Origin of the sequence: Streptomyces decoyicus, from assembly GCF_019880305.1 — a bacterium.
Classification (GTDB): domain Bacteria; phylum Actinomycetota; class Actinomycetes; order Streptomycetales; family Streptomycetaceae; genus Streptomyces; species Streptomyces decoyicus.
Genome location: NZ_CP082301.1, coordinates 6,231,742 through 6,246,762 on the forward strand (window position 1 = coordinate 6,231,742; position 15,021 = coordinate 6,246,762).

At 69.1% G+C, this 15,021-nt stretch carries 12 protein-coding genes; 8 read left to right on the top strand and 4 right to left on the bottom strand.

From position 1 onward, the window contains the following. Positions 1 to 238: 238 nt before the first annotated feature. Positions 239 to 1,798, top strand: a complete 1,560-nt coding sequence (locus tag K7C20_RS27495; RefSeq protein WP_030078358.1) for an RNA polymerase sigma factor — start codon at positions 239 to 241, stop codon at positions 1,796 to 1,798. A gap of 138 nt (positions 1,799 to 1,936) precedes the next feature. Then, positions 1,937 to 2,746: a serine protease gene (locus tag K7C20_RS27500; protein ID WP_053210042.1), complete on the top strand. Its 810-nt coding sequence runs from the start codon at positions 1,937 to 1,939 to the stop codon at positions 2,744 to 2,746. A gap of 122 nt (positions 2,747 to 2,868) precedes the next feature. On the opposite strand, the gene K7C20_RS27505 is transcribed toward K7C20_RS27500, so the two are convergent. Further along, on the bottom strand, positions 2,869 to 3,099 hold the full coding sequence (locus tag K7C20_RS27505; protein ID WP_006602664.1) for a DUF7455 domain-containing protein: 231 nt from the start codon (positions 3,097 to 3,099) through the stop codon (positions 2,869 to 2,871). A 443-nt stretch (positions 3,100 to 3,542) separates the two neighbouring features. Between K7C20_RS27505 and K7C20_RS27510 the strand changes: the two genes are divergently transcribed. From K7C20_RS27510 to K7C20_RS27535, 6 genes are all read left to right on the top strand, one after another. Continuing rightward, positions 3,543 to 5,663 (top strand): DNA gyrase/topoisomerase IV subunit B, encoded by a 2,121-nt coding sequence (locus tag K7C20_RS27510; RefSeq protein WP_030078365.1) that lies wholly within the window; start codon positions 3,543 to 3,545, stop codon positions 5,661 to 5,663. 156 nt (positions 5,664 to 5,819) lie between these two features. Continuing rightward, positions 5,820 to 6,308 carry a hypothetical protein gene (locus K7C20_RS27515; protein ID WP_030078367.1) on the top strand — a complete coding sequence of 163 codons (489 nt, stop codon included), beginning with the start codon at positions 5,820 to 5,822 and terminating at the stop codon, positions 6,306 to 6,308. Between the two features lie 31 nt (positions 6,309 to 6,339). Further along, entirely contained in the window at positions 6,340 to 7,506 is a 1,167-nt protein-coding gene (locus K7C20_RS27520; RefSeq protein WP_030078369.1) for a sensor histidine kinase, read from the top strand. After that, positions 7,503 to 8,189 (top strand): response regulator transcription factor, encoded by a 687-nt coding sequence (locus K7C20_RS27525; RefSeq protein ID WP_030078372.1) that lies wholly within the window; start codon positions 7,503 to 7,505, stop codon positions 8,187 to 8,189. The genes K7C20_RS27520 and K7C20_RS27525 overlap by 4 nt, the downstream gene beginning before the upstream one ends. 95 nt (positions 8,190 to 8,284) lie before the next feature. After that, complete coding sequence (locus tag K7C20_RS27530) at positions 8,285 to 8,794, top strand: DUF485 domain-containing protein (RefSeq protein ID WP_053210043.1); 510 nt, start codon at positions 8,285 to 8,287, stop codon at positions 8,792 to 8,794. Then, positions 8,791 to 10,395, top strand: coding sequence for a solute symporter family protein (locus K7C20_RS27535; protein ID WP_030078378.1), 1,605 nt, complete (start codon positions 8,791 to 8,793; stop codon positions 10,393 to 10,395). The genes K7C20_RS27530 and K7C20_RS27535 overlap by 4 nt, the downstream gene beginning before the upstream one ends. 165 nt (positions 10,396 to 10,560) lie before the next feature. On the opposite strand, the gene K7C20_RS27540 is transcribed toward K7C20_RS27535, so the two are convergent. From K7C20_RS27540 to K7C20_RS27550, 3 genes are all read right to left on the bottom strand, one after another. After that, the gene (locus tag K7C20_RS27540) at positions 10,561 to 11,235 is read right to left on the bottom strand and encodes a DUF7342 family protein (RefSeq protein ID WP_030078380.1); all 675 of its coding nucleotides are present in this window, start codon (positions 11,233 to 11,235) and stop codon (positions 10,561 to 10,563) included. Further along, complete coding sequence (locus tag K7C20_RS27545) at positions 11,232 to 12,887, bottom strand: ATP-binding protein (RefSeq protein WP_048829043.1); 1,656 nt, start codon at positions 12,885 to 12,887, stop codon at positions 11,232 to 11,234. Before K7C20_RS27545 ends, K7C20_RS27540 begins: the two co-directional genes overlap by 4 nt. A 1,064-nt stretch (positions 12,888 to 13,951) precedes the next feature. Next, positions 13,952 to 14,950 carry a sucrase ferredoxin gene (locus K7C20_RS27550; protein ID WP_030078384.1) on the bottom strand — a complete coding sequence of 333 codons (999 nt, stop codon included), beginning with the start codon at positions 14,948 to 14,950 and terminating at the stop codon, positions 13,952 to 13,954. Positions 14,951 to 15,021 lie beyond the last annotated feature (71 nt).

Here is a 15,021-nt window from a genome sequence, read left to right on the forward strand (position 1 = left end):
CATATGACTGGGAATGGGTCGTTATGGGGTGTGACTCGGGCCACGCAGATTGGGCGTAACGCTCTTCCGGGAAGCGCGATGACTTAAGAGGTGATAGCCGAGGAGGGAATACGAGCGGCGTTCGTGACGCTGTTCAACTCCCCGGTTGCCCCTGCGCCGTCGGTCTATCCCCACCGGCGGTCGTCGGCTCCGATCCACACTGGACGGGGTCGGAAGCCGTTTCCATCGTTCCGAGAGGTTGTTCGTGTCGGCCAGCACATCCCGTACGCTCCCGCCGGAGATCGCCGAGTCCGAGTCTGTGATGGCGCTCATCGAGCGGGGAAAGGCAGATGGGCAGATCGCCGGCGATGACGTGCGTCGGGCCTTCGAGGCTGACCAGATTCCGCCAACCCAGTGGAAGAACGTTCTGCGCAGCCTCAACCAGATCCTCGACGAGGAGGGTGTGACGCTGATGGTCAGTGCCGCAGAGGCGCCCAAGCGCACCCGCAAGAGCGTCGCAGCGAAGAGTCCGGCGAAGCGCACCGCTACCAAGACCGTCGCGGCGAAGACCGCCACGGTCAAGAAGACCACCGCGGCCGCGGCCCCCGCCCCTGTGGCGGACGACCCGGCCGGTGAGTCCGAGTCCGCGCCTGCGAAGAAGGCAGCGGCGAAGAAGGCGACCGCCAAGAAGACGGTCGCGAAGAAGACCACGGCCAAGAAGGCCACCGCAAAGAAGACCGCGTCCAAGAAGGACGTCGACGAGCTGCTTGACGACGAGGCGACCGAGGAGACCCCGGCGCCCGGCAAGGGCGACGCTCCCGAGGCCGCCGAAGGCACGGAGAACGCCGGTTTCGTCCTGTCCGACGACGACGAGGACGACGCGCCTGCGCAGCAGGTCGCCGCGGCCGGTGCCACCGCCGACCCGGTCAAGGACTACCTCAAGCAGATCGGTAAGGTCCCGCTCCTCAACGCCGAGCAGGAGGTGGAGCTCGCCAAGCGCATCGAGGCGGGTCTGTTCGCCGAGGACAAGCTGGCGAACTCCGACAAGCTCGCACCGAAGCTCAAGCGCGAGCTGGAGATCATCGCCGAGGACGGCCGCCGGGCGAAGAACCACCTCCTGGAGGCCAACCTCCGTCTGGTCGTCTCCCTGGCCAAGCGGTACACGGGCCGCGGCATGCTCTTCCTGGACCTGATCCAGGAGGGCAACCTCGGTCTGATCCGTGCAGTCGAGAAGTTCGACTACACCAAGGGCTACAAGTTCTCGACCTACGCGACGTGGTGGATCCGCCAGGCCATCACCCGTGCCATGGCCGACCAGGCCCGTACGATCCGTATCCCCGTCCACATGGTCGAGGTCATCAACAAGCTCGCGCGCGTCCAGCGCCAGATGCTCCAGGACCTGGGCCGCGAGCCCACCCCGGAGGAGCTGGCCAAGGAACTCGACATGACCCCCGAAAAGGTCATCGAGGTCCAGAAGTACGGCCGCGAGCCGATCTCGCTGCACACCCCGCTGGGCGAGGACGGCGACAGCGAGTTCGGTGACCTCATCGAGGACTCCGAGGCGGTCGTCCCGGCCGACGCGGTCAGCTTCACGCTTCTGCAGGAGCAGCTGCACTCGGTGCTGGACACCCTCTCCGAGCGTGAGGCCGGCGTCGTGTCCATGCGCTTCGGACTCACCGACGGTCAGCCCAAGACGCTGGACGAGATCGGCAAGGTCTACGGCGTCACGCGTGAGCGGATTCGTCAGATCGAGTCGAAGACGATGTCGAAGCTGCGTCACCCGTCTCGCTCCCAGGTGCTGCGCGACTACCTCGACTAGTCCAACCGCCCAAAAGAGCGCCACGAGCCCGGTCACTCCTAGCTGGAGGGGCCGGGCTCGCGCCTGTTCCGGGGTGCGTGCGGCCGCCGTTTGGGTCACTCTGGGTGTGCGCGCATTGCCCCAGAGTCAGGAGTACGAATGCGTCCGACCGCACATGCTGCCCTCGGGGCCCTCGCGCTGGCCCTCGTCCTGCCGACATCGGCGGCTGCGGACGAGTCGGTGATCGGCGGAAAGCCCGCACCGCTGTCGCAGAGCCCCTGGGCGGTGGCGCTGACCTCCCACGAGCGCTTCGGGGCCCAGCGCTCCGGGCAATTCTGTGGCGGTGTGCTCGTCGGGCACTCGACGGTGGTGACGGCGGCGCACTGTCTGAGTAAGGAGGTGCTGGGCATCCCCTGGAAGCAGGTGCGGGACCTGAAGGTCATCGTCGGACGCGACAAGCTCAGCGGTGCCGGTGGCCAGGAGCTCAAGCCCGCGAGAATCTGGGTCAACCCGCGCTACGACAGCTACACGAACGACGGTGACATGGCCGTCCTCACGCTGGCCAAGCCGGTTCCGAACCGTCCCATCCCGATAGCGGGACGGCAGGACAGCGCCTACCGTGCCGGCAGCGCGGCCACGGTCTACGGCTGGGGGGACACGACGGGCGGGGGCAGCTATGCCTCCCGGTTGCGGGCGGCGCACGTCAACGTGTTGCCCGATGCGGTCTGCGCGAAGGCGTATCCGGGCAGTGCCGACGGTGCGTACCGGGCGCGGACGATGTTGTGCGCGGGGGAGCCGACCGGCGGCCGGGACGCCTGCCAGGGGGACAGCGGCGGGCCGCTCGTCGTGCGTGGACGGCTGGTGGGCCTGGTGTCATGGGGGACCGGCTGCGGTCAGGCCGGTAGTCCCGGGGTCTATACGCGCGCCTCGGCGCTTCTCCCGGCGGTGTCCGCACATGGTGCCGACTGAGCCGCGCGGGGGGCTTACAGGCGCGTGTGAGCGTACGAGTGCGGGCGGTGTCCCCTGTGGTGTCGGGGAACCGCCCGCGGTACGGCGCTGGGCCGCTGCTCGCTCGTCGTGGATGCGATGTGTCAGCGTTCCTCTTCGGACGCGGACGCCGGAGAAGCGGTCAGCCGCTCCGTCTCGTCCTGTATTTCCGCGGCGATCTTCTTGAGTTCTGGCTCGAACTTGCGACCGTGGTGGGCGCAGAAGAGCAGTTCTCCGCCGGACATCAGGACGACGCGCAGGTATGCCTGGGCGCCGCAGCGGTCGCAGCGGTCAGCGGCCGTCAGCGGGCTCGCGGGTGTCAGAACAGTAGTCACGTCGCCTCTTCTCTAGCTCGACGAGCTGTCGTACCAGGGTCAACATCCAACCAGGCCGAAAACGTTCCCGCTCGTGCCTTTTCCTCGAAAAAATTCTTCAAGGGGGCCGGGTGCTGCCGGGTGGCGGCGAATGAGCCGTATTGCTTGGTGGTCTGATTCACGTTGGTTGTTGCATCTGTCCTCCCGGCTGGCTTGCCGGTTGTTGATGAGGACGTGCCCGGAGCCTAAATGGTTCATGCCTCGAAGGGAACGTGATGTGCACGTCACTCGGACGTCACCCCATCGAGGGATCGAACGTACGAGCGAAATTCTACTACCATGGGCATGCTTACGGGTGGCGTCACATCGGCTCTACCAGGCCTCGGTACCCTCTGACGGGCGACACCGCCACAACAGAGTCCGCGGAATGCGGACTGCCAGAAATTCAGCGAGGAGCGAACCGCGTGACCGCCGAGATGTCCGTGCCGTCCACCGCAGTGCTGACCGGGGCAGACCGGGACGGTTCCAACTACACCGCGCGGCATCTGCTTGTCCTCGAGGGGCTCGAGGCCGTCCGAAAGCGCCCAGGCATGTACATCGGCTCGACGGACAGTCGCGGCCTGATGCACTGCCTGTGGGAGATCATCGACAACTCCGTCGACGAGGCGCTGGGCGGCTACTGCGACCACATCGAGGTGATTCTCCACGACGACGGGTCGGTGGAGGTCAGGGACAACGGCCGCGGCATCCCCGTGGACGTCGAGCCCAAGACCGGTCTCAGCGGCGTCGAGGTCGTGATGACCAAGCTGCACGCCGGCGGAAAGTTCGGCGGCGGCTCGTACGCGGCCTCCGGCGGTCTGCACGGCGTCGGCGCCTCGGTCGTCAACGCCCTCTCCGCGCGGCTCGACGTCGAGGTGGTCCGCAGCAGCAAGACGCACTCGATCAGCTTCCGCCGCGGCGTCCCCGGGATCTTCACCGAATCGGGCCCGGATGCCCCGTTCGACCCGGGCAACGGCCTGCTCAAGGGCAAGCGGATCGCCAAGACGAAGACCGGCACCCGGGTGCGCTACTGGGCCGACCGGCAGATCTTCCTCAAGGACGCCAAGCTTTCCCTGGAGACCCTGTACGCCCGCGCCCGCCAGACGGCGTTCCTCGTGCCGGGCCTGACCCTGGTCGTCCGTGACGAGCGGGGCATCGACGGCGCCGGCAAGAGTGAAGAGACATTCCGCTACGACGGCGGCATCAGCGAATTCTGCGAGTACCTCGCGCAGGACAAGGCCGTCTGCGACGTGCTCCGGCTGACCGGACAGGGCACCTTCAAGGAGACCGTGCCGGTCCTCGACGACCGCGGCCACATGACACCGACCGAGGTCACCCGGGAACTGGGCGTCGACATCGCGTTGCGCTGGGGCACCGGCTACGACGCGACGGTCAAGTCGTTCGTCAACATCATCGCGACGCCCAAGGGCGGCACCCACGTATCCGGCTTCGAGCGGTCGGTGGCCAAGACGGTCAATGAGGCGCTGCGATCGAGCAAGCTGCTGCGCGTCGCCGAGGACGACGTCGTCAAGGACGACGCCATGGAGGGCCTCACCGCCGTCGTGACCGTACGACTCGCGGAGCCGCAGTTCGAGGGCCAGACCAAGGAGGTGCTCGGCACCTCCGCCGCCTCGCGGATCGTCGCCCAGGTGGTGAGCAAGGAACTCAAGGCGTTCCTGACGTCCACGAAGCGGGACGACAAGCAGCAGGCGCGCGCCGTCATGGAGAAGATCGTCGCCGCGGCCCGGACACGTATCGCCGCCCGTCAGCACAAGGAGGCCCAGCGGCGGAAGACGGCGCTGGAGTCCTCCTCGCTGCCGGCCAAGCTCGCGGACTGCCGCAGCGACGACGTCGACCGCAGTGAACTCTTCATCGTCGAGGGTGACTCGGCGCTCGGTACCGCGAAACTGGCCCGGAATTCGGAATTCCAGGCGTTGCTGCCGATCCGCGGCAAGATTCTGAATGTCCAGAAGTCATCGGTTTCGGACATGCTCAAGAACGCCGAGTGCGGCTCCATCATCCAGGTCATAGGGGCCGGATCCGGCCGCACCTTCGACATCGACACCGCCCGCTACGGCAAGGTCATCTTCCTGGCCGACGCGGATGTCGACGGCGCCCACATCCGTTGCCTGCTGCTGACCCTCTTCCAGCGCTATATGCGGCCCATGGTCGAGCAGGGCCGGGTCTTCTCCGCCGTCCCGCCGCTGCACCGCGTCGAACTGATCAACCCCAAGAAGGGCCAGGAGAAGTACATCTACACGTACTCGGACAACGAGCTGCGCCAGACGCTGCTCGAGCTCCAGCGCAAGAAGGTCCGCTACAAGGACAGCATCCAGCGCTACAAGGGCCTGGGTGAAATGGACGCCGACCAGCTCGCCGAGACGACCATGGACCCGCGCCACCGCACCCTGCGCCGCATCAACATCAGCGATCTCGAAGCGGCGGAGAAGGCCTTCGACCTCCTCATGGGCAACGAAGTCGCCCCCCGTAAGGAGTTCATCACCAACTCCGCGTCCACTCTGGACCGTTCGCGCATCGACACCTGAGCCGGCCGCAGCTCCCGACGGGCGCCTCTCCACCCCTGGGTGGAGAGGCGCCCGTCGCCATTTCCACCCGGCCCCCACCCTGGCTCCGATCCGGCCGTCAGCGCCGCTCCATAGCGTCGGAAAGGTCGATTTCCCCGTCCCACGGAGGGCCAGGTCATGAGCGGCTTGCTCAACATCGTTGTGATCACTGCGGCAGTTGCATGGGTGATCGTCCAGCAGTTCAAGGCACAGCGCGTCACATCGGAGGGCAAGAAGTGGTGGCTGATTCCGGTCGTCCTGACGGTGATGTCGGTGCGGCAGCCCGGCCTGATGGACGCCGAGCCCCCAACGGCCTCCGCCGTTCTGCTCGGCGTGGAGATCCTGATAGGGCTGGCCTGCGGCGCCGGCTGGGCCTGGACCACCCGCCTCTGGACGGAAGCGGACGGCACGGTGTGGGCGAAGGGAGGCTGGGCGGCGGCCGGTGTGTGGTTCTGCGGCATGGCGCTACGGGTCGGCCTCATGGGCATCGCCGCGGCCATGGGTATCCACCAGAGCAGCGCGGCCACCATGCTCTCCGTTGCGGCGATGCTGCTGACCCGTGCCGGTGTCACCACGTTGCGGGCCCGGGCCGTGCAGCAGACGTACCGTGTCCCTGTCGCGGGCTGACGCCCCGCGCGCGCCCTCGGGAGGACCGTTCGTGACGCTGAACTCCTGGACGAGCTGGCCCCTGCGGGAGTCGCTGTCCCGTGAGGGCATCAGCGACGCCCGGATGTGGATCGGCCGGGCGGTGCGTGCCGCGGTGGTCGCCGGACTGGTATGGATCACCCTTACGGGGCCGGGCTTCACAGGCTGGAGCCTGGTGGCGGCGTGCGCAGGCATGGCGGCCACCTTCCTGGCATTCCGCGGCTTCTTCCGTATGACGGCGGACCACCGTCTGTGGCCTTCCATCGGGCTGTTCGCCGTACTCGAAGCCGCGGCTTTCGGCTTCGAGTCCACCGGAGCGCGGGCGCCCGCGATCGTGCTGTGGTGCGCCTGCGCCATCACTGCCATGGAACGGCTGCCGCTGAGCGTCGCGGTGCCGTGCTCCACCGTTGCGCTCGGCGCGTACGCAGTGGTGAGTCACGACAACTGGATAGCGACCGCCGCGACCACTGCGGGCCTGGGGCTGGCGGGTTATGTCGTACGTCTGGACGCCGAGGCGCGCGGCAACGCCCAGCGGCTGCTGGCCCAGGAACGGGCGGCCCGCACGGCGGAGGCGGAATCGGCGGCGCTCACCGAGCGTGGGCGGATCGCACGTGAGATCCACGACGTCCTCGCCCACAGCCTGAGCGCCCAGCTCGTGCATCTCGAGGCGGCCCGGCTGCTGATCCAGCGCAGCACCGACCTCGAGGCCGACCGCGATCAGCTCCTGGGCCGGGTGGTGGCGTCCCGGGGGATGGCCCGTGAAGGGCTGGACGGCACCCGTGAGGCGCTTTCCGCGCTGCGTGGGGAGATGGTCCCGGTCGAGGATTTCCTGCGCAGCCTGACGGCCGCTGAGGGCGTCCGGCTGGAGGTGAAGGGTGAGGGTCGCGCCTTGTCGGCCGAGGCGGGACTCACGGTCCGCAGAGTGGCCCAGGAGGCGCTGACGAACGTACGCAAGCACGCCCCGGGGGCCCGGGTGGACGTGCGGCTGGAGTACGCGCGGGACGGCGTCGGGCTCGAAGTGCGCGACTTCGGCGGCCGCGGCAAGCCTGGCGAGCTAGCGAGGAGCGGCTCCGGATACGGTCTGCTCGGGATGCGGGAGCGCGCCGAACTCCTCGGCGGAACGCTGGATTCCGGCCCCGACGAGGAGGGTTTCGTGGTGCGGCTGCGGGTGCCTGCGTGACGACACACACAGCGACACGGGTCGTGGTCGCCGATGACCAGACGGTGGTGCGCGAGGGAATCGTGATGCTGCTGGGGCTATTGCCGGGTATCGAGGTCGTGGGGTCGGCAGCGGACGGTGAGGACGCGGTCCGCCTTGTCGCCCAACTCGACCCCGACGTTGTTCTGATGGACCTGCGGATGCCGCGCTGCGACGGCGTCGAGGCCACCCGGCGTATCCGTGCCGAGCACCCCGGTACCCAGGTGGTGGTGCTCACCACCTACGCGGACGACGACTCGCTCTTTCCTGCCCTGCAGGCCGGCGCGCGTGGCTACCTGACCAAGGACGCGGACGGCGATGAGATCGTCCGCGCCATCGACGATGTGCTCTCGGGCGAGGCCGGTCTGTCCCCCGAGATCCAGCGCCGGCTGGTGGAGCGCTTCACGGAGCCCGTACGGGCCCTGCCGCAACCGCCGGACGAGCCCCCGGACGGCCTGACCGCCCGCGAGGTGGAGGTGCTGCGGCTGGTCGCCGAGGGCCAGTCCAATCCGGAAATCGCCCGCACGCTGCACGTTTCCCCGGCGACCGTGAAGACCCACATCAACAACCTCTTCGCCAAAGCGGGGTTGCGGGACAGGGCCCAGGCCATCCACTACGCGTACCGCCACGGCCTTGCGCAGCCTCCCGGACGGCCCATCACCTGATGGGGTGAAGGGTTCGGAATGAAGAGTCCAGGATCTTCCTTTCTGTCCAACCTTGGGACGCACGGACAACAGACCCGTGCACCAAGGAGAGTTCGGTGGACAAGCAGGACGGCCACTCGGCCGGCGAGCCAGGGGGCGTACGGCTCGATGACCCCTGGTATGAAGCACTCACCTCCGGGTGGGGCGAACTGGACGGCGGGGCGGAGGCGACGGGCGAGTGGGGCCGCAAGCAGCCATCCCCCTCGGCACCACTACCGGTACCGGAGCAGCGGCCCGCGCCACACGACGAGATCTATCTGGCGGTGCAACGAAGCGCGGCCTTCCAGGAGGTGCGCCGCCGCTACCGGCGGTTCGTCCTGCCCGGCACGGCGGTCTTCCTGGCCTGGTACCTCGCCTATGTGATTGCGGCGACGGCCGCGCCCGGCCTCATGGCCCACCGTGTCGCCGGCGCACTGAACGTCGCGATGCTCGCCGGCCTCGGCCAGTTCGCCACGACATTCCTGCTCACTTGGGCGTACGCCCGTCACGCCCGGCTGCGCAGGGACAGCGCGGCGCTCGACATCCGCTGGGAGACCCAGGAACTCACCGGGGGGAACGTCCGGTGACCGACGACCACCAGACCCTTGCGCTGGTCCTGTTCAGCGTGTTCATCGCCGTCACCCTGGCGATCACCACATGGGTGAGCCGCCGCAGGCACGGCTCCGCCGAGGAGTTCTACGCGGGCGGAAGGCTCTTCTCTCCCATGGAGAACGGTTTCGCCATCGCGGGTGACTACATGTCCGCCGCGTCCTTCCTGGGCATCTCCGGGCTGATTGCCCTCTTCGGCTACGACGGCCTGCTGTACTCGGTCGGCTTCCTCGTCGCCTGGCTCGTCGTCCTCTTCCTCGTCGCCGAACTGGTCCGCAACTGCGGCAGGTTCACCCTCGCCGATGTCGTCGCCGCCCGGATGAGGGAGCGACCCGTCCGTATCGCGGCAGGCACGGCCTCTGTCACCGTGTCCGTGCTCTACCTGGTGGCGCAGATGGTCGGTGCCGGCAGCCTGGTCGCCCTGCTCCTGGGGGGCGCGGGCCAGCAGGCCCGTACCTGGATGGTGATCGGAGTCGGTGCCCTGATGGTGGTCTACGTCGCCTTCGGCGGGATGCGGGCCACGACCTGGATCCAGATCGTCAAGGCCGTGCTCCTCATGGGAGGTGCCATCGCCCTGACCGTCCTGGTACTGGTCCGTTTTCACGGCGACTTCAACGCGCTGCTGAACACCGCCTCCGAACGCAGCGGCCACGGCGGCGACTTCCTCGCCCCTGGCCTCAAATACGGCGACGACTGGACCTCACGGCTCGACTTCATCAGCCTCGGTATCGCGCTCGTTCTGGGGACGGCCGGGCTGCCGCACATCCTCTCCCGCTTCTACACCGTCCCCACGGCGCGGTCCGCCCGTCGCTCGGTCGTCTGGTCCATCGGCCTGATCGGTGGCTTCTACCTGATGACCATCGTGCTCGGTTTCGGCGCCGCGGCAGTGCTCGGCAGCGATGCCGTCCGCAAGTCCAATACGGCCGGCAACACCGCAGTCCCGCTGCTGGCCCTCGACCTGGGAGGCGGTGCCGGTTCGACCGGCGGCACGGTGCTCTTCGCCGTGGTGGCCGCCGTCGCGTTCGCCACCATCCTGGCGGTGGTCGCCGGCATCACGCTCGCCTCGTCGGCCTCCGTTGCCCACGACCTGTATGCCTCGCTGCGGCGCCCGCGCGGCACGCCGCAGGACGCCCAGCGTGCCGAGGTGGCCGTGGCGCGCGTCGCGGCGGTGGCCGTCGGCGCGGTGGCCATCGGCCTCGCCCTGCTCGCCCAGGATTTGAACGTCGCCTTCTTGGTGGGCCTGGCCTTCGCCGTTGCCGCATCGGCCAACCTTCCGGTCCTGCTGTACACGCTGTTCTGGCGCCGCTTCACGACCCGGGGCGCGGTCTGGTCCGTATACGGCGGCCTGATTCCGGCGATCACCCTGGTCGTACTCTCACCGGTGGTCTCCGGCAGCCCGGAGTCGCTCTTCCCCGGTATGGACTTCGTCCTCTTCCCGCTCGACAACCCCGGTGTGGTGTCGATTCCGCTGGGATTCCTGATGGGCTGGCTGGGAACGGTGCTCTCCCCGCAGGCCGCCGACGAGGCACGGCATGCGGAGACGGAGGTACGGGCGCTCACGGGGGCGGGGGCGGCTTAGGGTGCCGCTCCAGGGTCAGGGGCGGGCAGGCCCTGACCCTGGAGCGGGGACGGGCGTGTCAGGGCGCGGCAGCCGTGCGGTGCGTGGCTGCCGCGCCTTGCCCCGTGTGCATCGCGTTCCCTCCACCCGCTGCCGTCCGCGCGCACGTAGGGTTCGGTCTCCTGACTAGACCCACTCGTAGCGGTGCTCTGGGCGACCGGTCTCGCCGTATTTGAGCGTGAGGCGCACCCGCCCGGCGCGTTCCAACAGTTTCAGGTAGCGCTGGGCGGTCTGTCGGCTCAGGCCTGCCTGGACGGCCACGTCCTGCGCCGACAGCGGCGCGTCCGCGGAGCGCAGCACCGAGCGCACTCGGTCAGCAGTGGCGGTGGAGTGACCCTTCGGCAACTCGGCGGGTCCCGCGTTGGCGGCTCCCAACGCACCGAAGATCCGGTCCACTTCGGACTGCTCCGCCTGCCCGCCGCCCGCAAACGTACGGTGCAGCGCTGCGTAACCCACCAACTTGGAGCGCAGGCCCGCAAAGGTGAACGGTTTGACCAGGTACTGCAGCGCGCCGTGTCGCATCGCGGCCTGCACGGTGGCGATGTCACGGGCCGCCGTCACCATGATCACGTCGGTGAGCAGACCGCGCCGCCGCAGGTCGCCGACCAGTTGGAGCCCCGTTTTGTCGGGGAGGTAATGGTCCAGAAGGATCAGATCGACGGGATGGGTCTCAAGGGCAGCAAGAGCCTCGGCGGCGGAGTGCGCGAGGCAGCTGACACGGAAGCCCTCGACCTTGGAGACATACGCTGCGTTGATCTTCGCGACGTGCACATCGTCGTCCACCACCAGTACGTCGATCATCGGTCGGCCTCCGTGGCGCCTTCGGGGCGGCAAGCGCCTCCCTCGGCCCGTTTCGTGGGATGGGTGTCCGTGACTGCTTCCCGGCGGGTTGTTTCCTGCGCCTCGGAAAGCTCATCGGACAGTGCGTCGGGGACCGTCACGGTGAACACCGCACCGCCACCGGGGCGCTCGCCGACCTCGACGCTGCCTCCGTAGCGTTCAGCGAGGCGCCGTACGAGCGCCAGGCCGATGCCGCGCTGCCCGTGGGCCGGCGGTTCCTTGGTCGTCCAGCCCTCGGTGAAGATCTCTGCACGACGGCCCTCGGGCACGCCCGGTCCGTTGTCGCTCACGCGGACGACAGCAGTCCGGCCGTCGGCGCGGACCTCCGCCTCCAGTTGTGCGTCGCGCTCGCCCGACGTGGCGTCCAGTGCGTTGTCGACGAGATTGCCGAGGATGGTGACCAGGCTGTGCGGGTCGACCAGGCGGTCAGGCAGGTGCGTAGCAGGCGAGATGCTCAGGGAGACGCCGCGCTCGGTGGCGACGGTGGCCTTGCCCACCAGGAGGGCGGCCAGCAGCGGATCGTGGATGTGCTCGGTGACCTGTTCGGCGGTCGCGTGATGTACGCCCACGGCCTGCGTCACGAACGCCACGGCCTCCTCGTGCAGACCGAGTTCGAGCAGGCCGAGGAGGGTGTGCAGCCGGTTGGCGTGCTCGTGGTCCTGGGCGCGGAGGGCGTCGATGAGGCCACGGGTGCCGTCCAGTTCGCGCCCCAGCCGCTCCAGCTCGGTCCGGTCGCGCAACGTGACCACGGCTCCGCCGTCGCCGGTCGGCATGCGGTTCGCCACCAGGACCCGGTGCCCGCTGACGGCCAGTAGGTCCGCCCCCGATACGCGGCCGGCCAGAACGTCGGTCGTACGGCCGGGCGGCAGGACCGCTTCCAGGGAGCGGCCGGTGTCCTGGGCGCGCAGGTCCAGGAGGCGCTGTGCCTCGTCGTTCATCAGGCGGATGCGGCCCATTCTGTCGAGGGCGAGGAACCCCTCGCGGATGCCGTGCAGCATTGCCTCTCGCTCGACGAGCAGCGCGGAGATGTCGGAGAACGCCAGGTCGTGAGTGCGGCGCTGGAGCCGGCGGGCGACGAGGTAGGCGGCGAGAGCACCCACGGCGAGCGTTCCGCCGGCGTAGGCGAGCAACTGGGGGACGGTGGAGAGCAACCGGTCCCGCACGCTCTCGTACGCGATGCCGACGGAGACGGCGCCGACAACCTTGCCGTCCTCATCCCGGAGCGGGACCTTGCCACGTGCGGACCGACCGAGGGTGCCGTCATCGATCTGCATCACCTCTTGGCCGGAGAGCGCCGCGCTCGGGTCCGTCGAGACGTGGCGTCCGATCTGGTCCGGGTCGGTGTGGGACCAGCGCACACCCCGCTTGTCCATGATCACCACGTACTCGGCGCCGGTGGCCGCACGAATCCGCTCCGCCTCGTTCTGTACGGGGCCGTGGCGCGTTGGACGGGAGGACTCCAGGGCGTTGTCGAGCCGGGACTCGGCGGCGGTGGTCTGCGCGATGGCGAGAGCACGGCGCATGGCCTGATCGTCGAGCTGAGCGCTGAGTGGCGCGAGGAACAGACCGGTCGCCAGGGCCGTGACTCCGGCGGCGATGGCTAGCTGCACCATGAGCACCTGGGAGAACACCCGCTGCGGCCAGCCCAGCCGCGGCCTCGTGCGACGCAGTGTGCGGGCGGCCGACGTGTGGTCGGCCGGAGCCGGGTTTTCGGGCGCCGCCTGACCGTCGGTCGTGTGCGTGCTGCTGCCCGGCTTGCCAGACGTGGTGTCGGAGGTCGCCGCGGCGGCGGGAAGCGGCACGGAACCCGAGGGCTCTGGGGCGCTCGGGCGGGGAATCGACGCTTCCTTCTCGCCCATACGAACGAACAGTAAGCGTGGGGATGGTCAGGCCGGTAATCCCTGACGGGGCGAATTCGGAGGGTGTCCGGGCGGCGACTCGAAGGTGACTCCGACCGATCGCGACCCGTGGCCACCCGCCTCCGCTGTTGCCCAGCCGGAGGCAAGCACGTAGAACGCCCACACGGTCACGATCAGCCACGACACGGCACGGCAACCACCCACAGGCCGATGCTGCGGCTCGCCGCCCATGCCCCCCCGCGGGGGATTGTCGATGCGTGACGCCACCGTCATCTACCGACCGCTGGCGATGCCAGGCTTCAGCGGCGGAGGCGCAGGTCAAGTGCGCGTCATGGGGCCGAGGCAGGGGCGAGGGGAGTTATCCACAGGCCTTTCGATTGCGGAGTGTGCGCGCATAGCCTCGTTCGGTGAATTTCGTGGGGGTCGGTCTCGCGCTGGAGGCGAGGGGGCCGAGGCGGCAGGACGAGGCGCACCGCGGTGCGCGGGAGGGAGCGGTCATGCGGTCGACGGGGGATGGCTACGGGGCGTGGTGCAAGTCGTGGAGGAAGGCGGGTGGTGTGCTGCGCGGTCGATGGGCTGAGGGTGTACGGCCTCGACGCAGCTGGTCGGTGCGTTTCGTCTGTCGCTTCACGTGGTCTTGGCGCAGCCGCCCGCTGCAGGACGATGTTCGGGCGACCGGCGGGACGTCATGCGGCCGGAGCGGCCGTCGGCTTCCGGACGAGCATCGACTCGGCACGGACGAGGTCCCGCATCTGCCTTCTGAGGCGGAAACGGGGCACGGCGAGGTGTCCGGCGAGCGCCCGGAGGAGCGCGCCGAGTCAACTGCCGGTGGCTTGGGCCGTCCTGTGCGGCATGCCGATCGCCGCAGTGATGGAGGCAACCGCCATGCGGGCCGGTGGACCGAGCGGCGCACCGCAGCTGGCGGGCGCCGCAGCACCGTCGGCCCGCTGTTCGACAACGACCCGCCAGATGCGACCGTCGGAGTGCGCGACGGTAACCGCCCAGGCGGGGGAGGCCCCGGTAGCGGGCGCGCTACCGGGCGCCACCCGGTCGGCCGCCTTCGGTTCGGGCCACATCGTGTCGGTCCGTACGACGTCGAGTGCGTCCGCCAGGTCCTCCCCGATGAGGTCGCGGACCGCGAGGTCGGCGGCCTGACCCGGTCGTTCCCAGGCCGAGCGGCCACGGGTGTGATCGAGCGTGACCCGCCCGTCGCGCGCCGCTTGCACGGCCTCCTTGATCAGAGGGGCCGAGGCTCGTCCGTAGGCGTAGCCGTAGGGGAGAACGAAAAGGGTGGGGGAGAAGCGGTGGCCCCCGATGTGGGTGACCTCCCAGGCCTCGATCCCACCGGCGGCGAGCTCGGCGGCGAGCGGGCGGCCGAGCAGGGCACAGCAGCGGTCCCGCTTACCGTTGGTGCACACGAGGACCAGCGGCTCACCGATGTACGGCTCCCAGAGGCCGTGATGCTCTCCCGCTCCGAGGGCCGTGAAATTCAGCCCGAGGGCCGCCCGCGGGTCGGTGACGGTGGTCGTACGGATCCAGGAGCGCCCCGGCGCGGTGTGCGCAAGGAACATCCTGCGTCGGGAGGCGCCGTGGCGGTCGGCATGGCGTCCCGGCCGGCGGATCAGGGCGACGCGTACGCCCGTCCCCTCTGTCGCGGCCTCCAAGGCCCGGCCGACGTCAGGGTCGAGGTGACTGTCCGTCAGCGCATGGGCACCCCACGGCCCCGTCTGCTCAATGAGCAGCCAGGTCCGGGCAGGGGCCGCAGTCCCGGCGAGAGATTCGGCCGATTCACGGGAAGCGGTGGCGCAGGTACTCACATAGGTGAGCCTAACCTCATTCGCCCCGTGTCGGCTTCCGGGTGGGTGTCCAGAGGGGCGATGGCGAACGA